At 64.1% G+C, this 19,401-nt stretch carries 19 protein-coding genes and 1 tRNA gene; 16 read left to right on the top strand and 4 right to left on the bottom strand.

Annotated features, from left to right (window positions below):
- Positions 1-84 precede the first annotated feature (84 nt).
- On the bottom strand, positions 85-1,473 hold the full coding sequence (locus tag OIT41_RS00195; protein ID WP_241707658.1) for a flavin monoamine oxidase family protein: 1,389 nt from the start codon (positions 1,471-1,473) through the stop codon (positions 85-87).
- Positions 1,474-1,580: 107 nt separating this feature from the next.
- Here OIT41_RS00195 and OIT41_RS00190 point away from each other — a divergent pair, with 107 nt between their 5' ends.
- A complete protein-coding gene (locus OIT41_RS00190; protein WP_241707657.1) occupies positions 1,581-2,288 on the top strand; it encodes a TetR/AcrR family transcriptional regulator in 708 nt (235 codons plus the stop codon).
- 132 nt (positions 2,289-2,420) lie between these two features.
- On the opposite strand, the gene OIT41_RS00185 is transcribed toward OIT41_RS00190, so the two are convergent.
- A tRNA-Leu gene (locus tag OIT41_RS00185) sits at positions 2,421-2,503 on the bottom strand.
- 362 nt (positions 2,504-2,865) lie between these two features.
- Here OIT41_RS00185 and OIT41_RS00180 point away from each other — a divergent pair.
- The 7 genes from OIT41_RS00180 to pknB are packed head-to-tail and all read left to right on the top strand — an operon-like array spanning position 2,866 to position 12,434.
- Positions 2,866-3,609 (top strand): FhaA domain-containing protein, encoded by a 744-nt coding sequence (locus tag OIT41_RS00180; RefSeq protein WP_241707656.1) that lies wholly within the window; start codon positions 2,866-2,868, stop codon positions 3,607-3,609.
- Between the two features lie 5 nt (positions 3,610-3,614).
- The gene (locus tag OIT41_RS00175) at positions 3,615-4,097 is read left to right on the top strand and encodes an FHA domain-containing protein (protein ID WP_078107059.1); all 483 of its coding nucleotides are present in this window, start codon (positions 3,615-3,617) and stop codon (positions 4,095-4,097) included.
- Between the two features lie 3 nt (positions 4,098-4,100).
- Positions 4,101-5,828, top strand: coding sequence for a PP2C family protein-serine/threonine phosphatase (locus OIT41_RS00170; RefSeq protein ID WP_241707655.1), 1,728 nt, complete (start codon positions 4,101-4,103; stop codon positions 5,826-5,828).
- On the top strand, positions 5,825-7,192 hold the full coding sequence (locus tag OIT41_RS00165) for an FtsW/RodA/SpoVE family cell cycle protein (RefSeq protein ID WP_241707710.1): 1,368 nt from the start codon (positions 5,825-5,827) through the stop codon (positions 7,190-7,192). The genes OIT41_RS00170 and OIT41_RS00165 overlap by 4 nt, the downstream gene beginning before the upstream one ends.
- Positions 7,189-8,646 carry a penicillin-binding transpeptidase domain-containing protein gene (locus OIT41_RS00160; RefSeq protein ID WP_078107034.1) on the top strand — a complete coding sequence of 486 codons (1,458 nt, stop codon included), beginning with the start codon at positions 7,189-7,191 and terminating at the stop codon, positions 8,644-8,646. The genes OIT41_RS00165 and OIT41_RS00160 overlap by 4 nt, the downstream gene beginning before the upstream one ends.
- The gene (locus OIT41_RS00155) at positions 8,643-10,445 is read left to right on the top strand and encodes a protein kinase domain-containing protein (RefSeq protein WP_241707654.1); all 1,803 of its coding nucleotides are present in this window, start codon (positions 8,643-8,645) and stop codon (positions 10,443-10,445) included. Before OIT41_RS00160 ends, OIT41_RS00155 begins: the two co-directional genes overlap by 4 nt.
- A 54-nt stretch (positions 10,446-10,499) precedes the next feature.
- Positions 10,500-12,434, top strand: a complete 1,935-nt coding sequence (pknB, locus tag OIT41_RS00150; RefSeq protein WP_264637135.1) for a Stk1 family PASTA domain-containing Ser/Thr kinase — start codon at positions 10,500-10,502, stop codon at positions 12,432-12,434.
- Here pknB and OIT41_RS00145 read toward each other — a convergent pair.
- Complete coding sequence (locus OIT41_RS00145) at positions 12,431-13,072, bottom strand: aminodeoxychorismate/anthranilate synthase component II (protein WP_241707652.1); 642 nt, start codon at positions 13,070-13,072, stop codon at positions 12,431-12,433. The genes pknB and OIT41_RS00145 overlap by 4 nt on opposite strands.
- 170 nt (positions 13,073-13,242) lie before the next feature.
- Positions 13,243-13,968 carry a class E sortase gene (locus OIT41_RS00140; RefSeq protein WP_241707709.1) on the bottom strand — a complete coding sequence of 242 codons (726 nt, stop codon included), beginning with the start codon at positions 13,966-13,968 and terminating at the stop codon, positions 13,243-13,245.
- Positions 13,969-14,281: 313 nt separating this feature from the next.
- Here OIT41_RS00140 and OIT41_RS00135 point away from each other — a divergent pair, with 313 nt between their 5' ends.
- The 8 genes from OIT41_RS00135 (at position 14,282) to OIT41_RS00100 (ending at position 19,355) form a co-directional block, all read left to right on the top strand.
- Positions 14,282-14,533, top strand: coding sequence for a cell division protein CrgA (locus OIT41_RS00135; RefSeq protein ID WP_241707651.1), 252 nt, complete (start codon positions 14,282-14,284; stop codon positions 14,531-14,533).
- A gap of 42 nt (positions 14,534-14,575) precedes the next feature.
- A complete protein-coding gene (locus OIT41_RS00130) occupies positions 14,576-15,085 on the top strand; it encodes a methylated-DNA--[protein]-cysteine S-methyltransferase (protein WP_241707650.1) in 510 nt (169 codons plus the stop codon).
- A complete protein-coding gene (locus OIT41_RS00125; RefSeq protein ID WP_241707649.1) occupies positions 15,085-15,591 on the top strand; it encodes an RNA polymerase sigma factor in 507 nt (168 codons plus the stop codon). Before OIT41_RS00130 ends, OIT41_RS00125 begins: the two co-directional genes overlap by 1 nt.
- A complete protein-coding gene (locus tag OIT41_RS00120) occupies positions 15,588-16,208 on the top strand; it encodes a methylated-DNA--[protein]-cysteine S-methyltransferase (protein ID WP_241707648.1) in 621 nt (206 codons plus the stop codon). The genes OIT41_RS00125 and OIT41_RS00120 overlap by 4 nt, the downstream gene beginning before the upstream one ends.
- Positions 16,205-16,900, top strand: coding sequence for an alpha-ketoglutarate-dependent dioxygenase AlkB family protein (locus OIT41_RS00115; protein ID WP_264637134.1), 696 nt, complete (start codon positions 16,205-16,207; stop codon positions 16,898-16,900). Before OIT41_RS00120 ends, OIT41_RS00115 begins: the two co-directional genes overlap by 4 nt.
- 56 nt (positions 16,901-16,956) lie before the next feature.
- Positions 16,957-17,559, top strand: coding sequence for a DNA-3-methyladenine glycosylase I (locus tag OIT41_RS00110; RefSeq protein ID WP_241707646.1), 603 nt, complete (start codon positions 16,957-16,959; stop codon positions 17,557-17,559).
- Between the two features lie 360 nt (positions 17,560-17,919).
- Positions 17,920-18,282 (top strand): ArsR/SmtB family transcription factor, encoded by a 363-nt coding sequence (locus OIT41_RS00105; RefSeq protein WP_078107045.1) that lies wholly within the window; start codon positions 17,920-17,922, stop codon positions 18,280-18,282.
- A complete protein-coding gene (locus OIT41_RS00100) occupies positions 18,279-19,355 on the top strand; it encodes a cation diffusion facilitator family transporter (RefSeq protein WP_264637133.1) in 1,077 nt (358 codons plus the stop codon). Before OIT41_RS00105 ends, OIT41_RS00100 begins: the two co-directional genes overlap by 4 nt.
- Positions 19,356-19,401 lie beyond the last annotated feature (46 nt).

Here is a 19,401-nt window from a genome sequence, read left to right as displayed (position 1 = left end):
CTCGCCCCGGATTCCAAAAGTGAGGTCTCGGCCCTTTCAACCAGTGAAAGCGCCGAGACCTCACGTGTCGATCGGTAACTCGTCCTAGGCCACCGGTACCGCTACGCGGCTGTTTGCGGTGACGATCCTGGCGGCTGTTGCCTGGCCCATCCGGACCGCGCCGTCCACGTGCTGGTAGCCTTCGGCAGCCAGATCGGAGGAAGACCAGTAGATCGGTCCTACGTTGGCGTGCTGGTCCTTGCCGTAACGGTGCAGGCCGCCCAGGTCGTAGCTGGACGCGTAGGCCCCACGGGTCCATTCTTCGGAACCCCAGTCGGATTCGTAGTAGACCTCGGCGTCCAGGGCTTTGTCGCCGAGGAAGCCCGCGATGGACTCAAGGACCTTCTTCTTGCGGTCCCCGGCGCTGAGCTCGAAGACCGCGTCTGCCTTTTCGTCCGAAATGAAGCCCACCAGGGTCCCGCGGGCGTCTCCGTGGTTGGTGTTGTCGTAGACCTCCTGGACCAGGGCGTCGGCGCCGAAGCCCGTCCCGGAGAGGCCGTCTTCGCGCCAGAACGGCGTGCGGTAGACGGCGTGCACCTTGATGACCAAGCCCAAGGACTGGTGCTGGTGCATCTGGTGCTGGCGGCGCGGCAGCGGCGGGTTGAAGGACACGCGGGAGTACAGGTTCGGCGGGACAGCCATGATCACGAATCGCGCATTGACGGTTGCACGCTCGGATTCAACGGTGACCCGATGGCCTTCGCCGGCCGCCTCCCAGTTGATGGTGCGGACCGGGCTGCTAAGTACGACGTCGTCGCCCAGTTCCGCGGCGATCAACAGGGAGACCTGCTGCATCCCGCCGATAACCCGCTTGTCAAGGATGAAGTCTTCGTCCGTCAGGTTGGAGAAGGAGCCTGCCGAGGCTGCCATCAGCACCGCTTGCAGGGCCGAGAAAGCGTGGGCCGGCTTCGTCAGCATGCCGCCGGCGATGAAGAGGCCGATATTGTTGCAGGCCTCCTCGTCCGTGGAATTCTGGCGCAGCCAGTGGTGGAAGGAAATGGTGTCCAATTCGCGGGCCTTCGGGTGGGCCCATGGCTCCTCCGGGCCGATCTCCGCGGCGAGGCCGTCCAGGATGGCGGTGAGCTTCTCCATTTCGGCCGCAGTGGTCTCGCTTACGGGGAAGGACGCACCGGTGTAGCGGGTGCGGGTGCCGTCCGGCGAGAGGTACACCGATTCGCCGTCGCGGTAGCGGGAGTACATTTTCAAGCCCAGCTCGTCCAGGAGCCCCATGAGGGCGGTCTGGTCCGGGGACACCCACTGTCCGCCGATTTCCAGCATGGCGCCGTCAATCGTGTCGGTCCACGTACGGCCACCGACGCGGTCGCGTGCTTCGAGCACGGCAACGCTGAGCCCGGCCTTCTTCAACTCGCGGGCGGCCGTCAACCCCGACGGACCGGCACCGACAATTACGACGTCGCGATCAAGATTCAACATGATGTCCTTTCTGTGGCCGTCCCCGTTGGCTGACCAATAAATGAATGACGTTCATTTATCTCAACTGTAGCTGGATTGGCCCCGGCTGTGAAGACCCAAATGGAATAATGCTGATGACACTGCTTCCAGAAAGGTCAGCGATGCCTGAACCCACCCCCACTCCCGGCGAGACCAAAGCGCGCCGCAGGGCGGGTCGGCCAATGGCGGCGGTCCTCGACCAGGACGGCATCACTGCCGCGGCCCTGGAACTGATCAGCAAGAAGGGCTACGACGGCCTCACGATGGCCGCACTCGCGCGCTCCCTGGGCGTGGCGCCGTCGGCCCTTTACAACCACGTCTCCTCCAAGGACGAGGTCCTTAAGCTGGTTGAAGAGGACCTGATGTCCAAAGTCGACTTCGGGGGTTTCAGCACGCTCCCGTGGGAGGAGGCCGTCCGGCAATGGGCCTATTCCTACCGCGGCATCTTCGCAAGGCACACCCCGCTGATCTCGGTGATCGCGGTTCTTCCCGTGACGGACGCCCCACAGACCCTCGCCATGTACGAGGCCGTTACCGAGGGCTTCCTCCGTGCCGGCTTCCCGGAGCAGCAGATCATCCCGAGCATCGTGGCCCTTGAGGCCTACATTTTCGGCGCCGCTTTCGACGCGAACGCGCCGGCGGACATTTTCGATTCCGGCCGCTTGGCCGACTCCACGCCGCACTTCACCTCGGCTGTCCGTAGCCTCGGGCCCGAACGGAACAACTACCCGTCCGACCTCGCGTTCAGCATGGGCTTGGATGCGCTGATCACCGGCCTCGGCGCGCTGCGGGTGTAGCCCAACTGACTCGCAGTTGTTGTCGTTATGAGGGCTCATAACGACAACAACTGCGAGTCAGTTGGGAGTTACGGGGTTTGGTGAGTTAAACAAAGGAACCCCGGTCAGAGACCGGGGTTCCTTTGAATTGCGTGCGCGAGGGGGGATTTGAACCCCCACACCCTTTCGGATACTGGCACCTGAAGCCAGCGCGTCTGCCGTTCCGCCACTCGCGCGCAACTTCCTTCGCCCGGGCCGCACCAGGTTTCCCCGGCCTCACCCCTGCGAAAGCAGCGAGATCAAGCATAACGGACAACCTGTTGAAAACGCCAATCGCCCAAGGTCGGGGCAGTAAAACCCCGGGATCCCCCGCTTTGCCGGTCCCCCGCACGGTGCTGAAATCACGCGAGAAGCGTCGCGAAATGATGCGGGCCGCCGAACTTTTCCGGCCTTCCAGGCGTTGTGGAATAAGGCCATTCACAGTCTTGCCCAGTAGTATCGGGGTTGAAGACAGGCTCCTTGCGTGCGCTCCGGCCACTGCGGGGATTCGTCTTGGCTACTGATATCGCAGAGTCAACGAAACGGAAGGAGAAGGACCATGGGCTTGCTTGACAGGGTTGAACGTGGCATAGAAAAGGCCGTCCGCGGCGTCTTCTCCACCGGCTCGCGGGCAAAGGTGGAGCCGGTGGAGATAGCCAGCAAGCTACGCCGTGAACTGGACAACAAGTCCATCACCATTTCGGCCGGCCGCACCTTGGCTCCCAACATCTTCGATGTCCTCTTGAGCGATGCGGACTTCACGCGCGCCCAGGAATGGGGAACCCCACTGGCCGAAGAATTGTGCGACGTCGTCATCCAGCACGTGCGCAGCCAGGGTTACATCCTGCAGGGTCCGGTACGGATCTCTTTCCGTCACGACGAGGCCCAGCGCGAAGGCCATTTCGAAATCACGTCCAGCACCGAGAAATCCAACGGGGCTGCCGCGCCCGCTGCTCCCCGGCCAGTCGTTCCCGCCGCGCCAAACCGCGAACCCACACGGCTCCAGCCTGTCCTGGACATAGGCGGACAACGCTATTCCCTCAACGCGCCTTCGATCGTGCTGGGCAGGTCCTCCGAGGCCGACATCCTGGTGGACGATACCGGCGTCTCGCGCAAGCACTTGGAAATCCAGACGGCAGACGGGGTCATCCACGCCGTCGACCTCGGTTCCACCAATGGAAGCTACGTCAACGGCCACAAAGTGGACGGCAGTGTGGAATTGACTGACGGATCCACCATCACCATGGGACGGACCAAGATCATCTTCAGACTTCTCCCCCAGCCTTCTGGTGGGCGCCCGTGAGCGACATCAGCGAACTGACCATCACCGCACTCCGCTTCGGCTTCCTGCTGTTGCTGTGGGTCCTGATCTTCAGCATCGTCTCGACCATGCGCCGCGATCTCGTGATCGGCCGCAAAGCCGCAATGGGGACTCCGACGGCACGCGAGTTACGCAAGCATCCGGAACTCGCCCCCGCGCCGCCCCAGCCCGTGAAGCAGCAGGCGCACCAGCTCGTCGTCGTTGAGGGACCACTCAAGGGGACCACGCTTCCTCTGGCCGCGAGCCCCATTTTGCTGGGCCGCGCACAAGAGGCCACCTTGGTCCTCGAGGATGATTATGCTTCGGGCAGGCACGCACGCTTGTTCCCGCAAGGCAGCCGCTGGTTCATCGAAGATCTCGGTTCCACCAACGGCACCTACCTCGCCGATCAGCAACTGACCCGCGCCCTGCCGGTGGAGCTTGGCGTCCCCGTGAGGATCGGCAAGACGGTCATCGAATTGAGGCCGTAGCCCATGGCTTCCCCGCATGCCTCCGAGGGCAAGTCGCTGCCTCCGGAACTTCCCCTCATCATGCGCTACGCGGCGCGGTCCGACGTCGGGCGTGTCCGCTCGAAGAACGACGACTCCGCGTACGCCGGCCGGCACCTTGCCGTCGTCGCGGACGGCATGGGCGGGCATGCGGGCGGGGACGTCGCCTCAGCGTCCACCGTGCTGGACATGATCCACCTCGATCACGATTCCTACCCGGACGGCGCGGAAACAGTCCTGGCAGATGAAATCCAGACCGCCAATTCCCTCCTCTCCGAGCTTGTCCACGTTGACCCGAAGCTCGCAGGCATGGGCACCACGGTCACTGCCCTGCTGCTCGAAGGCAGGCGGCTGCACTTCGCGCACATCGGCGATTCCCGGGCCTACCGCTTGCGCAATGGCAAATTCGAACAAGTCAGCGTGGACCACACCTTCGTCCAGAGGTTGATTGACGAGGGCCGCCTGCGCCCGGAGGAAGCCGAAACCCACCCGCACAAGAACGTCCTCATGCGCGTTCTGGGGGACGTGGACGCCAGCCCCGAGCTGGACCTGGACGAGCTCGACGTCGAACCCGGCGAACGCTGGCTCCTTTGTTCCGACGGCCTGAACTACGTCCAAGGCGCCGTCGTGGAGCAAGTAGTCCGCGAAACCAAGGACCTTGCCGAATGCGCAGAGCTCCTCATTGAGCTGACCCTCGCCAACGGCGCTCCGGACAACGTCACCGTGGTGCTGTTGGAAATCGTGGAGGAGACAGGCGACAACCTCAGCACGGCCGCCGTCGACGTCGTCCCGGAAGCGCCGGCGCCAGCGAACGCGGCCGAAGCGGCGAAAGCCGCACCGCGCAAGGACGGGCACGGCAGCGATGCCAGCGCCCCGGCTAAAGAGTCCGGGACCAACGCCCCCGCAACGGGCCGGGTCCCGCCGCGGGAAACAACGTCCGACGCCGGGCCTTCCGCCGCCGCGGCAAAGCCCACCGCCGCCGCGGAGCCCGAAGCGGGCGCTCCCGCAAATCCCGCCGGGACTACCGAACCTCCGACGGCGACAGACCCCCACCTTGGCGAGCACTTGTCGGCCGAGATCCTCCGCGAGGAGCTTTCGAGCCGCCCGCACGAACTGGTCGGTGCCGCCGCAACCGCCGCCGATACGGGTTCGATCCCCACCATCGCAGGGCGCAGTGTTGCACGCCGTGCCGCCACTGTACTGACCCACAAGGCTGAACAGGACCGTCAGGATCCCCAGCCCATTGTCGCCCGGAAGCGGCGCTGGTTGACCCCGGCCATTGCAGCGGTCTTGGCCATTTTCGTGATCGCCGGGCTGTGGCTCGGTTATGCGTGGACCCAGACCCGCTACTACGTCGGTGAATTCAACCAGCACGTCGCGATCTTCAACGGCATTTCGCAGAGCCTTGGCCCGTTCCAGCTGTCGAAAGTAGAGGCCACGACGAATATCCGCATGGACTCTTTGCCTGAATACACACAACAGACACTTCGCCAGACCGTTCCGGCACGGGATCTCTCCGATGCCCAGCAGATTGTGAAAAGCCTGCAGGAGAACGGCACCACAGGGCTGCCGGCCAATTGCCCGACGGCTACCGCCACACCGACGGCAAGCCCCACCCCTACGGCAAGTCCCACGCCAAGCCCGAGTCCTTCGAACCGGCCAACATCGTCACCGACGTCCACGCCGGTCCCTTCGTGCGCGGTGTCCCGATGATTCTGGCCATTACCGCACCCCAGCCACGCCGCAACGTCGAGCTCGTCCTGCTGGTCCTTGCCCTCGCGGTGGGAATCGGCGCCAGCGCCATGGTCGGGCTCAATAATGCGACCGCGTTCGACGGCGATTTCTGGTTCCAGTCGAGTCTCTTGATCGTGGCAGCATTCGCTTTCCACATGGTCCTCAGGTTTCGCGCAAAATATGCCGACCCGATCATGCTCCCGATCGTCGTTGCCCTCAACGGCTTGGGACTGGCCCTCATCCATCGCATGGATCAGCCTGGCGAGGACACGGGTAACAACCAGTTGCGCTGGACCCTCCTGGCCATGGCGGTGTCAATCGTCGTGATCTGGTTCGTCAAGGACCACCGCCTCCTTCGCCGCTTCACCTTCATCGCGCTGGCGGCCAGCGCAGTTCTCCTTGTGCTGCCGCTCGTTCCGGGCATCTCAGCCGGCGAGGTGCTTGGCGCGAGCGTATGGATCCGTCTCGGTCCCATGACCTTCCAGCCAGGCGAAATCGCCAAAATCACCCTGGCTATCTTCTTCGCAGGTTACCTTTCGTCCAACCGCGACCTCATCCTGCTGGCCGGCCGCAAGATCGGCCCCATGCAATTGCCGCGCTTCAAGGATCTCGGCCCCATGATCACGGCCTGGCTCGTGAGCATCGGCATCCTCGTCTTCCAGCGGGACCTCGGCACGTCGATCCTTTTCTTCGGCTTGTTCATCGTCATCATTTACGTGGCAACAAGCCGGATCAGCTGGGTGGTCATCGGGGGCGCCCTGATCCTCGGTGGCGGATTCCTCGCGTCCAAGTTCTTCTCGCACGTTGCGTTCCGGCTGGACAGCTGGTGGAACGCCTTCACCCCGGAAGTCTTCGACCGGTCCCCGGGCGGCAGCGGCCAGATCGTCCAGGGCCTCTTCGGCATGGCCGACGGCGGCCTCGGCGGCACCGGCCTCGGACAGGGCCGGCCGGACCTGGTTCCGTTTGCGAACAGCGATATGATCGTGGCCCTCATCGGTGAGGAACTCGGACTGGTCGGCCTCTTTGCCGTCGTGCTGCTCTACATGCTGCTCTTCACGCGCGGGTTCCGCGCGGCTCTTGGCGCGCGGGACGCGTTCGGCAAGCTCCTGGCGTGCGGGCTCTCCTTTGCCATCGCACTGCAGTGCTTCGTGGTGATCGGCGGCGTCACGCGGCTCATCCCGCTGACCGGGCTCACCACTCCCTTCCTGGCGGCAGGCGGTTCCTCACTGCTTGCCAACTGGATCATCGTGGGTTTGCTGCTCATGATTTCGAACACCGCGCGCGGCCCGGTGGACACCTCGCCCATTACCCATGCCCCCACAGAGGCGGTGCAGACCTCATGAACCATTCCATACGCAATTCGTGGATGGCAGCCGTTGCCATGTTCGCCCTGCTCTTTGGCGCGATCAGCTATGTCCAGGTCATCGGCGCCGGCGACCTCAATGACAATCCGTGGAACCAGCGCGCTGTCCTGGCGAACTACTGCAACGACCGCGGTGCGATCATCGTGGGCGGCAAACCAGTCGCGGAATCCGTTGCTGGAGACGAAACCTGCAAGTACCAGCGCAGCTACGCCCAGCCGGAGCTCTATGCCGGAATCACGGGCTACTTCTCACGGACCTATGGATCCACCGGGCTCGAGCAGCAGCTCCGGGACGAACTGGCCGGCAGTTCCGACCAACTCTTCCTGGACCGTGTCAGCCAGATTTTCCTCGGCAGCCAGCCAAAGGGCGCCTCGGTGGAACTGACCCTCGATCCCGTGATCCAGAAGCTCGCCTACGACCTCATTCCTGACGGTCAGCGCGGCTCGATCGTTGTCACCAACCCCAAGACGGGCGCGATCATCGCGATGGTCTCCAAACCGTCCTACGATCCCAACCTGATCGCCACGCACGATCCCGCCAAGGAAAAGGCCGGCTACGACCAAATCAACCAGGTTCCCGGCATCAACCTCAACCAGTCCGTGAGCGGACCCACCGGCGAGTTGCTGGCGCCCGGTTCCGTATTCAAGCTCGTCGATACTGCCGCTGCATTGAGTTCCGGGAAGTACAACAAGGACAGTGTCTTGCCGAACCCGGACAGCCTGCCCTTGCCCGGTTCGAACGCTTCGCTGCCCAACTACGCCGGCGGCAACTGCTCAACCCGCAACACGGCCGATTTCCCTTTCGCCCTTGAGCAGTCGTGCAATACGCCGTTCGCGAGCATCGCCCTCGACCTGGGCCAGAAGGCCATCGCGGACCAGGCCAGCAAGTTCGGCTTCGGCCAGGATTTCGGGGACCAGCTCAAGCTTCAGTCCGCGGTCAGCGTCTTCCCCACGAATCTGGACCAGGCCGCGCTGGCCCAGTCCGCCGTCGGGCAGCGTGACGTCAGGGCCACTCCGCTGCAAATCGCAATGATGACGGCGGCCATCGCCAACAAGGGCGTCCAGATGAAGCCGAACCTCATCAAGACTGTGCGGGCACCGGACCTGCGCGTCATCAGCGAACCCAAGCCCGAGGCGCTGCGCACGTCCACCACGCCCGATATCGCCAGCCAGATCACTCAATGGATGACCGACGTCGTATCGCAAGGCATTGCGAGTGGTGCCGCAGTACCGGGAATCCAGGTGGCCGGCAAGACCGGTACGGCGCAACTCGGAGATACAGGTTTGAACAACTCATGGTTTACCGGGTTCGCCCCGGCCAACGACCCGCAGGTAGCCGTCACCATTGTCATGGAAGGCGTTGATGTGTCTACCGGCGCAAAGCTAACCAGTCCGAACGCGAAGAAGATTTTTGAGGCGGTGTTGAATAAGTGAGGCCTACGTCAGGAATCACCCTCGGCGGCAGGTTCCAGCTGACCAGTCGCATTGCGATTGGCGGCATGGGAGAGGTCTGGAGGGCAAAGGACCAGATCCTTGGCCGGATCGTCGCCATCAAGGTACTCAAGGAGGAATACACGGGTGACCCCGGGTTCCTCCAGCGGTTCCGTGCCGAGGCCCGCCACACCGCGTTGCTTAATCACGTGGGGATCGCCAACGTCTTCGACTACGGAGAGGAAGACGGCTCCGCCTACTTGGTCATGGAATTGGTGCCAGGCCAGCCGTTGAGCAGCATCCTGGAACACGAGCAGGTTCTTTCGCCGGACCGCACCATGTCCATCATTTCCCAGACCGCCCGGGCACTGGCCCCCGCGCACGCCCAGGGCCTGGTGCACCGCGACATCAAACCGGGCAACCTCCTGATCACGCCGGACTTCCGCGTCAAGATCACCGACTTCGGCATCGCCCGCCTGGCAGACCAGGTTCCGCTCACGCAGACCGGGCAGGTCATGGGTACCGCCCAGTACCTCGCTCCGGAGCAGGCCACGGGGCAAACGGCCACGGGCTCCTCGGACATATATTCCCTCGGGGTTATTGGCTACGAGTGCCTCACGGGACATCGCCCGTTCTCCGGCGAATCCCAAATCGCCATTGCGCTGGCCCAGGTCAACGACGCGCCGCCGCCGCTTCCCGAAAGCCTGCCCACCCCGGTACGCGCCCTGCTGATGTCCATGCTTGCGAAGGATCCGAAGAACCGTCCTGCGGATGCCATCAAGCTGGCCGAGGCCGCGGAAGCGATCCGCGCGGGCGATATAGCCGCGGCACACGTCGCAGTGCCGGGAATGTTGCTCTTCGAATCCGCCACGGGCCCCATCACAGCGCCGACCGACATCGCCACCGCTCCCACCGGGATTGTGGCCTCGCCGTACGGCAGGGAAGCCCGTTCGACGTCGACCTCGGCACTCCCGGTGATCGGCGCCGCAGCAGCAGGCGCCGCAGCGGTAGGGGCTGCCGCTGAAGGTGGAAACGCGTTGGCCCGCGCCAATGCCCTGGCCGCCGAGCGCAGTTTGAACGAGGCCGACGAGCACAACCAGTACATCCATGAGGAAGAGGAGTACCGGGAAGAGCCGCCGCGGAAGAAACGCAGCCCATGGACGTGGCCGCTCATCGCGCTGATCGCGCTCGTGCTGCTCGCCATAGCGGGGGCGATCCTGACCCAGTCGGGGCTGTTCTCGCCGAGCAGTCCCGCGCCAGCGACGACGGCCCCTCCAAGCCAGGTCTCGAGCGCGCCCCCAACCTCGGAAAGTCCGAGCCCCACGGAGACATCCGCTAGCCCGACGCCGACAACGCCGACTCCCGAGACCATCAACCTGATCCCGGATCAGTACAAGGGACAGCCGTACGACAAGGTGCGCTCGGACCTCAACGCGCTCGGCCTCGTGGTCAGCGGAAGCCAGGTCTTCGATCCGTCCGCGCCCGGCACCGTCATCGACATCAATCCTTCCGGCCCCGTGGCCAAGGGATCGACCATCACCGTCACCTACTCCAAGGGACCGCAGATGGTCACTGTGCCGACCATCGGCAAGGGTGCCACCGAGTCGCAAGTGCAGGCTGCCATCGAGGGTGCCGGCCTCCGTTGGGTCACGGGAGATCCCGTTGACGGGGCAACCGGCCAGGCGCCCGGAACATTCGTCAGTTCAGATCCTGCGGCCGGGCAAAAGGTGAACGCCGGGTCCGTCGTGACCTACCACTTGTCCAAGTCGGCCGCGTCCGCTTCTCCCTCAGCCAGCCGCTAAGACACCATGCCAACCGGACGCTCCACCCCTGCCCACAGAGAGGACAGCACTCCAATGACATCCCAGCGCGTCCTCAACGGGCGGTACGAACTCGGTGAATTGCTAGGCCGTGGTGGCATGGCCGATGTCTACAAGGGCACCGACACTGTGCTCGGGCGGACAGTGGCCGTGAAGCTGCTGCGTGCCGATCTTGCCCGGGATCCGCAGTTCCATGCGCGCTTCAAGCGCGAGGCACAGGCGGTGGCGGCCCTGAACCACTCCTCGATCGTCGCCATCTACGACACCGGCGAGTACACGGTGTCCGGCGGACCGGGCGAGGACGTCCGGGTCCCTTACATCGTCATGGAATACGTGTCCGGCCGGACCCTCCGCGACTTGATCCGCGCCAAGGAATTGGACATTGATCAGGCCATCGAGTTCATCCTTGGGGTCCTCGCCGCGCTCGAATACAGCCACAAGGCCGGAATCGTCCATCGCGATATCAAACCTGCCAACGTCATGGTGACCGGGGACTCGAACGATGTGAAGGTCATGGACTTCGGAATCGCCCGGGCGATGGCCGATTCCGCGGCAACCATGACCCAGACGCAGGCTGTCGTTGGCACGGCCCAGTACCTGTCGCCCGAGCAGGCCCTCGGCGAAACCGTGGATGCCCGCAGCGATCTGTACTCCGCGGCGTGCCTGCTGTTCGAAATGCTCACGTCCCGCCCGCCGTTTACGGGCGACAGCCCTGTCTCGGTGGCCTACCAGCACGTCCGCGAGGTCCCGGAGCCGGCCAGCACGTTCAATCCGGCCGTTTCGGAAGCGCTGGACAGTGTCCTGGCCAAAGGCCTGCAAAAGAACCGGGCCGATCGTTTCCAGGATGCAGCTGCGTTCCGCCGCGCCTTGCGTGCTGCCAAGAACGGCGTGGCCGTCCCGGCCGTTGCCGCCGGAGCACCCACGGACGTCCAGGACGTCGTGCCGCCGACGCGGCAGATTGCGGAAGGCACTTTGGCGCGGGGCCTGACGGGCGCCGAATTCCTCGACACCACCCTCGCCGGAAGGTCGGGAAACGGTCAGAACGCCGCCGACCAGGACATGCTGGCCCTGCAGGCTGGCGAAGCGGAATCCGAAGCAGACCACGACGGCGCCATGCCGCTTGGTTTCACCCCCGAACGCGAGCGGACCGCCCGGCAGAAGTCCCGCCGTCGGGCATGGACCGCGGTAGTGGTTGTTCTCGTCCTTCTGGTCTTGGCCGGCGGCGCATTCTGGGTGTACAGCACGGTCAACCAGAAGCCGGCTCCGCCCGCGTTGATCGCAGTGCCACAGGTGGCCGGCATGACCGAAGCCGCGGCATTGCAGACGCTGTACGGCGCCAACCTCAGCCCGGAGTCAAACCACGTCCCGGATGACAAGGTCCCCAAGGGAACGGTGATCGGCAGCGATCCCGGCGTGGGGTCCCAAGTGGCCCCGAAATCGCAAGTCATGCTTAATGTTTCAGACGGCCCGGTCTCGGCGACTGTCCCGGCAGGCCTGAGCGGCCTCACCGAAGCCGCTGCCCGCGATCTCCTGCGTCAGGCCGGCCTTGTGGGCGGGTCGAGTACCTTGGCCAACAGTGCCACGGTTCCGGCGGGCTCCGTCATCAGTACCAAACCCGCTTCCGGGGCCGTAGTTGGCGTAGGCAGCACCGTTGACCTGGTGGTGTCCACGGGCAAGGTAGCCGTGCCTCAACTCGTCGGTTTGACTGAGGCCGATGCAGAAGCGCTACTCAAGGCGAACGGCCTGGCCATTGCGGTCACCGAACAGGAGAATTCGCAAGTAACCCCTGGAAAGGTGACGAGCCAGGGCGATGCTTTCAATTCGCTCGTGGAGCAGGGCAAGACCATCAGCGTGATTGTCGCGAAGGCTCCCGCCCCGCCGCCGAGCCCCTCTCCGACGCCCACGCCGTCTCCAAGCGACACCCGGGGCGGTGGCGGCGGAGGATCCGGCCTGGGCGGATTAGGCGGCTAGCGCTGGATCAGGGGGCTAAGGGTGGCCGCACGCGCGGCCGCTCCGGACATCCCTAGTGATTCAAGCCAGTTGCCGAGCATGAGGTAACCACCTTCGGTGAGCACCGATTCCGGGTGGAACTGCACACCGCACAGCGGCGCAGTGCGGTGCTGTAGGCCCATGACAACTCCGCTGGCGGTTTCGGCGGTGATTTCCAGAACGTCGGGAATGCTTTCCCGGACAGCCGCCAGGGAGTGGTAGCGGGTGGCCGTCACCGGCGAAGGCAACCCGGCAAAAACGCTCTTGCCTTCGTGCTGCACGGGCGATGTCTTGCCGTGCATGAGCTCGGGGGCATGTGTGACGATCCCGCCATAAGCCTCGGCCAAGGCCTGGTGTCCCAGGCAGACCCCGAACATCGGCTTGTTGTTGTCTCCGCACCATTTGATCAACTCAATGCAGACGCCGGCTTCGGCAGGGGTGCCGGGGCCCGGGGAGATGAGCACGCCGTCGCGCGCGTCCGCCAGCTCGATCGCTTCGGCAAGGGTGACGTCGTCGTTCCGGACCACCGTGGTTTCAGCACCGAGTTCCTGCAGGTAGCCGACCAGGGTGTAGACGAAGCTGTCGTAGTTGTCCACGACGAGGATTTTTGTTGTGCTCATGGCTGCTGTGCTGAACCAATCGTTGAGTCGGTGAGGGTAGTGAACTGTGACATCCAGGGGAAAAGGAACTGGACCATCAGGACAATCGCGCATGCCACGAGTGCAGCTGATGTCAGGATACGCACCCACAGTGGCCCCGGGAGGTGGCGGAAGATCCATCCGTACATGGCTTAGCCCTTTCCGGCCGTTTGGGCGACTTGCTTGGCGATCTCCTGCGGCGGCCCGGCGGAGGCAGGTTGCCAGCTTTCCAGCAGGGAGTAGGCGATGATGCGTTCCTGGGAACCAAAGCGCGGATTGCAGCTGGTCATGGTGAGGTAGCTTTCGGTGGGCTCCACACCCGGCTGCGTGGGGACCGGAAGAAGGACATCGGTCCGCGACGGCATCACGATCTGGTTGTTTCGGAAGACATACGTGTAATAACCGTCTTTGGTCTGCACATATATTTTGTCGCCCGGAACCAGGAGATGGATGTTGTCCAGCACGGCGCCATGGGTCTGGCGGTGTCCGGCGACGGCGAAGTTGCCCGGCGCTCCCGGCATGCTCGTGGATCCGTAGTGGCCGAGACCCAGCGTGTCCAGAATGTCGGAACCGGTTCCCTCGATGATGGGCCGCGAATAGTCAGGGCCGAACCGGGGAATGTACATGATGCCGATCATGCCGCCGTGTTCGGGAGCCTGGGCAACCACAGGTTTCCCGTAGTTCGGCGGTGCAGCAGGATTGGCAGGGGCAACAGGTGCCACCGGTCCCGCAAAACTCTTCGCAAATCCCTGGACGGCCTGGCTCTGCTTGGCGTCCGCTTCGACGTTGGTCCACCACAGCTCCCACGCCACAAAGAGCAACAGGATGATTCCCGCGGTGAGGAGGAGTTCGCCCACGATCTGGACGATCCTGCGCACGACGTCGCCTTTGCTTGGCCGTCCCTTTGGCCGCGGCGGGCGGGACTTGCGTCCTCCCCGGCGCGTACCCTCCGCACCCGTTCCCGTGCCGTCGTCCGGCACGGCAGCGGCTTGCTGCGTCTGCTGCTGCGCCACTGGATCTCCTCTTGACAGGCGCGGATGCCCGACGACGAGCAGTCTCCGAAATCCGGCTAGACTTGGCTGCTAGAACGAACCCCGGAATTGCCGCGTGCGCGTTGACCGCTGGAATTTTCCTTCCTGCAGGATATCAAGCTGACGCGCGGCCTTTCATTCAGCCGGCCAAGGAGGATCCGTGCCCGAGTCCAAGCCCCGCAAGAGGGCCGCCCGCCCCACCGAAGCGGCCACCGCGCACCAGTACAAGCCGAACCCCATCTGGTACAAGCCCGTCATGTTCGGTCTCATGATCATCGGCCTGCTGTGGATCATCACGTTCTACATCACGAGCGGCCAACTTCCCGTACCTGCATGGGCGTCCTGGAACATCGTGGCGGGCTTCGGCATCGCGATCGTTGGCTTCTTGATGACTACCCGCTGGCGCTCCTGAGCGGCGACCTCACATTCCGGCCGCCTGCCGCGTCTACTAGGCATGACCATCAGGCACACCACCATTGATTCCCCACTGGGTCAGCTCACGCTGACCGCCCGGGACGAGTCGCTGACCGGTATTTTCTTCGAGGGCCATTGGCATATGCCGCCGTCGGAATTCTTCGGGGAAGCCGTATCCGCCGAGGATCCCGTGTTCCAGCAAGCTGCGCGTGAACTCGGCGAATACCTGTCTGGCGAGCGAACGGTGTTCGACGTCCCTTTCCAGGTTTCAGGGAATCCGTTCCAGCAGCGGGTATGGGCCAGGCTGGAACACATTCCGTATGGCGAAACCGTCAGCTATGGAGAATTGGCCACCGAACTGGGCGACCGCAATCTTTCGCAAGCCGTCGGTTCGGCGGTTGGCCGCAATCCACTCAGCATCATCATCCCTTGCCACCGGGTTGTGGGGCGCGACGGGAGGCTCACCGGATACGCCGGCGGCCTCGACAACAAGCGCTTCCTCCTGGACCTCGAAGAACCGGCCTCGGCGAAGGAAAGCAAGCTCTTCTAATGGAGCCCAAGAAGCCGTTCGAACTTGTCGTCCGGGAACACGGACCCACGGTTCTTCGCGTGTGCCGCGCGGTTCTGGGCGCCCACGACGCCGAGGACGGCTGGTCGGAGACTTTCCTCTCCGCTTTGAAGGCCTACCCCGAACTTCCCGCGGGCGCCAACGTGCAGGCTTGGCTCGTCACCATCGCCCACCGCAAATCCATCGACATCGTCCGCGCCAGGAACCGCCAGCCGCTTCCCGTGGATGAACTTCCTGTGCGACCATCCGGACTCGGCATCCCCGGTGACGGTCATCGGGAGGTGCTCGACGCCGTCGGGCAGCTCCCCCCGAAGCAGCGCCAAGCGGTGGCCTACCACTACCTCGCCGGGCTCCCCTACAAGGACGTCGCCGGGCTTCTAGGCGGAACCCCCGACGCCGCGCGTCGAGCGGGAGCCGACGGCGTCAAGGCGCTGCGCACCATTCTCGTTGATAGCTCCGAGAGCTACGTGAAAGAAGAAACCCCATGACCATCCATCATGACGAACCGGACGTCTCCGCGCTCCTCGCACCCCTCGAGTCCGTGGAACCGGGCCTCATGCAGCGGCTCCACGACCGCCTCGCAGCGGCGGCCGCCGAACAGGACACCCTCGACATTGCCTACCGCACCGTGGATTCGCCGATCGGCAAACTGCTGCTCGCAGCCACGGAACGCGGCATGGTGCGCGTGGCCTTCGAAGTGGAAGACCACGACGCCGTGCTGCAGCGCCTCGCGGAAAAGCTCAGTCCGCGGATCCTCTTCTCAGCGAGCCGGCTGGATCCGGCCGCCCGCGAGCTGGACGAATACTTCGCGGGCACCCGGCACCGGTTCGACCTGCCCTTGGATTTCAGCCTTTCGCGCGGCTTCCGACTGAGCGTCCTGGAACATTTGCCGCAGATCGCCTACGGCCACACGGAAAGCTACGCGCAAGTGGCCTTGGCTGCCGGCAGCCCGCGGGCCGTTCGTGCCGTCGGGACCGCTTGCGCCACCAACCCGCTGCCGGTGATTGTTCCGTGCCACCGGGTGGTGAAGTCCGATGGATCGTTCGGGAACTACCTCGGCGGTGCGGAAGCCAAACGCGCCCTGCTGGCTCTCGAGGCGGCATGACTTCGGGATGGACGGAACCGCTGTTTCCGCTTGAGTTGCCGGACGCGCCCGACGCCGGTCCACGGGAGATCGCGCCCGGCGCGGTGCACGTTCCGGGCTGGCTGAGCCTTGAGCAGCAACAGTGGATAGCGGCCCGTTTCGAGGAGTGGACGCAGGGTCCCGTCCCCTTGCGTGCCGCGGTGCTTCCCGGTGGGCACCCGATGTCCGTCCGGACGGTCTGCCTCGGCTGGCACTGGCAACCCTATAGATACACACGCGAGGCCTTTGACGTCAACGGGCGCCGGGTCCTCGACCTTCCTGATTGGATGGTGCGCCTGGGTCGCAAGGCACTGTTCGAGGCCTACGGTGACGCCGCAGAAGCCGCAAGCTACACGCCGGACACTGCGCTCGTGAATTTCTACGACGAGGCGGCCAAAATGGGAATGCACCAGGACAAGGACGAAAAGTCGCGGGCCCCGGTGGTGTCGCTCAGCATCGGGGACAGCTGCGTCTTCCGCTTCGGAAACACGGAGACGCGCACCAAGCCGTATGCCGACGTCGTGCTCTCCTCAGGCGACCTCTTCGTGTTCGGCGGAGCGTCCCGTTTTGCATACCACGGAGTCACCAAAGTGCTCCCCGGAACGGCGCCGGAAGGTTGCGGATTGCCGAAGGGACGGATCAACATCACCATGCGCGTCACGGGAATGTCGTAGGGCCGGGGCACAATGGCAACAACAGCTTCTACCCGTCTTCCTGTGGAGGATTACCTATGACCCCGGCCGAGAACGGCACCATCATCGGCGACGACGGCCTTGCTCGTCCGCCCTGGGCTTCCGTCGACCCGCTCATGCGCGAGTACTACGACCACGAGTGGGGAATGCCCGTACGGGATGAACGGGGACTGTACGAACGCATCAGCCTCGAGGGTTTCCAGGCGGGACTGTCCTGGGCCACCATCTTGCGCAAGCGCGACGCGTTCCGGTCCGCTTTCATGGACTTCCACCCTGAAAGCGTCGCGGCCTTCACGGAGGCGGACGTCGAACGGCTGATGCAGGATTCGGGAATTGTGCGCAACCGCCTCAAGATCCGTGCGGCCATCACCAACGCCAAGGCGACGATCGGCTTGCGGAGCGAGGGCGGCTTGGTGGACTTCGTGTGGTCCTTCCAACCGGAGTCGACGCCGGAACCGCGGACGTTTGCCGACGTCGCCAGCCAATCGCCGGAATCGATTGCGCTCTCCAAGGCCCTGCGCAAGAAGGGCTTCGCTTTCGTGGGGCCCACCACGATGTACGCACTGATGGAGGCGATCGGCATGATCGACACCCATTTGCTCGACAGCCATCGCCGCGGCAGCTCAGGAGTCTGGCTCTGATTCCCGCCTTCTTTCCACAGAAGTGCGTAACTTTATCCACAGCTGTGGACAATTCATGTGGACATCCACGTACATGAGGCCAAGATCCCCGCATTCGGGCGATGACCGGACCCGTCCTCCTTGATCCGTGGTTTTACCCAGTGTGCACAAGCCTGTGGATAGTGTCCGCGGGTTCATTGAGAGTTCACTCCCGAGGCATTGAGAACTTCATTTCGCGCCCCGCCGGTCGCTGCGGCTCGCTGGCTCCGGCTCGCTGGCTCCGGTTCGCTGTCCCGGGTCCGCGTCCCGGGTCCTTGTCCAGGGTCCTTGTCCCGGGTCCTCAAATGTGGGTGTGGCCGGAATATGTGAAAGAATTTGCGTATGAATGCAGATAAGAGTGCCTGCTCGCTCGGAGTCGACAGCCAATACGTTGAATTGGCCGTCGAAGTGTTCGCGATGCTGGCTGACGCCACGAGGGTCCGGATCGTCCTCGCGCTGCGGGACGGTGAAATGGCCGTCGGAGCGCTGGCCGACCTTCTAGGGAAGTCCCCCGCGGCAGTGTCGCAGCACCTTGCCAAAATGCGCTTGGCCAGAATGGTCTCCACGCGGCAGGACGGGACCAGGGTCATGTACCGCCTGGAGAATGAGCACGCCCGCCAGTTGGTTGCGGATGCAATATTCCAGGCGGAACACGCCTTGGGCGGCACCCCTGCACACCACCGCGTAGAACAGGAATCGGCATGAGCGGCCACCAGCAAGTCGGTCATCACGAGCACGACGTGCATGAGCACGACGTGCACGACCACGACCACGACCACGACCACGACCACGACCACGACCACGACCACGACCACGACGGACACTCCCACAAGCATCACAAGGGTCTCAAGGGGTGGCTGTATGAGCTCTTTGTCCCGCATACCCACGATTCCGCCGATTCCATCGACGATGCGCTTGAGTCCAGCACACAGGGCGTTCGGGCGCTGAAGATCAGCCTCTTCATACTCCTTGGCACCACGGTCCTGCAGTTCCTTGTGGTCCTTATCAGCGGCTCTGTCGCGTTGCTGGCCGACACCATCCACAACTTTTCGGACGCACTCACCGCAGTGCCACTCTGGATCGCGTTCATTCTGGGACGCCGCGCAGCAACCCGCCGATACAACTATGGATACGGGCGGGCGGAGGACCTTGCCGGATTGTTCATTGTCGGCGTCGTAGCGCTTTCGGCGGTGGTCGCCGCATGGCAATCCATCGATCGCCTCTTCCATCCGCAGCCCCTGCACAATCTGTGGTGGGTCCTTGCGGCCGGGCTCATTGGCTTTGCGGGCAATGAGATCGTGGCCGTCTACAGGATCAGGGTGGGCCGGCAGATCGGATCCGCTGCACTGGTCGCCGACGGCGTGCACGCGCGCATTGACGGATTCACCTCCCTCGCAGTGGTGATTGGCGCCGGCGGCGTGCTGCTCGGCTTCCCGCTGGCGGATCCGATTGTCGGCCTGCTGATTTCAGCAGCCATCATCGTCCTGCTCTGGGGTACGGTACGCAGCATCGGGCGACGCCTGATGGACGGCATAGAACCCGAACTTCTCGATACCGCCCAGGCGGCCTTGGACAGGGCACCGGGCGTACTCTCCGTGCCGCGGCTCCAACTACGTTGGGTCGGCCATCGCCTGCAGGGTGCCGCCACCATCGTCGTTGCCGACGCTTCCCTGTCAGCGGTGGAGAAGACGGTCAGCGAGGCCAGGCATCGGCTTGAGCACGCGCTTCCGAAGCTCGACGACATGGCGATACAGGCCGTTACCGAAGCTGGCCGCTGATCGACGGGTCCTGTTCCCAACCGCTGCCCAGCCGCTGCGGCTATGA

This window comes from Arthrobacter sp. YA7-1 (genome assembly GCF_025960325.1).
GTDB lineage: Bacteria > Actinomycetota > Actinomycetes > Actinomycetales > Micrococcaceae > Arthrobacter > Arthrobacter bambusae_A.
Note: the sequence above shows the minus strand (reverse complement) of the source record. Positions and strands in the feature narration are given on the sequence as shown.

What these genes read in the sequence shown, in the direction of transcription:
- OIT41_RS00130 (WP_241707650.1), top strand. Translation starts at nt 14,576, where the DNA reads ATGACCATCAGGCACACCACCATTGATTCCCCACTGGGTCAGCTCACG.
- OIT41_RS00100 (WP_264637133.1), top strand. Translation starts at nt 18,279, where the DNA reads ATGAGCGGCCACCAGCAAGTCGGTCATCACGAGCACGACGTGCATGAG.
- OIT41_RS00115 (WP_264637134.1), top strand. Translation starts at nt 16,205, where the DNA reads ATGACTTCGGGATGGACGGAACCGCTGTTTCCGCTTGAGTTGCCGGAC.
- OIT41_RS00160 (WP_078107034.1), top strand. Translation starts at nt 7,189, where the DNA reads ATGAACCATTCCATACGCAATTCGTGGATGGCAGCCGTTGCCATGTTC.
- OIT41_RS00120 (WP_241707648.1), top strand. Translation starts at nt 15,588, where the DNA reads ATGACCATCCATCATGACGAACCGGACGTCTCCGCGCTCCTCGCACCC.
- OIT41_RS00190 (WP_241707657.1), top strand. Translation starts at nt 1,581, where the DNA reads ATGCTGATGACACTGCTTCCAGAAAGGTCAGCGATGCCTGAACCCACC.
- OIT41_RS00110 (WP_241707646.1), top strand. Translation starts at nt 16,957, where the DNA reads ATGACCCCGGCCGAGAACGGCACCATCATCGGCGACGACGGCCTTGCT.
- OIT41_RS00180 (WP_241707656.1), top strand. Translation starts at nt 2,866, where the DNA reads ATGGGCTTGCTTGACAGGGTTGAACGTGGCATAGAAAAGGCCGTCCGC.
- OIT41_RS00195 (WP_241707658.1), bottom strand. Translation starts at nt 1,473, where the DNA reads ATGTTGAATCTTGATCGCGACGTCGTAATTGTCGGTGCCGGTCCGTCG.
- OIT41_RS00165 (WP_241707710.1), top strand. Translation starts at nt 5,825, where the DNA reads ATGATTCTGGCCATTACCGCACCCCAGCCACGCCGCAACGTCGAGCTC.
- OIT41_RS00145 (WP_241707652.1), bottom strand. Translation starts at nt 13,072, where the DNA reads ATGAGCACAACAAAAATCCTCGTCGTGGACAACTACGACAGCTTCGTC.
- pknB (WP_264637135.1), top strand. Translation starts at nt 10,500, where the DNA reads ATGACATCCCAGCGCGTCCTCAACGGGCGGTACGAACTCGGTGAATTG.
- OIT41_RS00170 (WP_241707655.1), top strand. Translation starts at nt 4,101, where the DNA reads ATGGCTTCCCCGCATGCCTCCGAGGGCAAGTCGCTGCCTCCGGAACTT.
- OIT41_RS00125 (WP_241707649.1), top strand. Translation starts at nt 15,085, where the DNA reads ATGGAGCCCAAGAAGCCGTTCGAACTTGTCGTCCGGGAACACGGACCC.
- OIT41_RS00105 (WP_078107045.1), top strand. Translation starts at nt 17,920, where the DNA reads ATGAATGCAGATAAGAGTGCCTGCTCGCTCGGAGTCGACAGCCAATAC.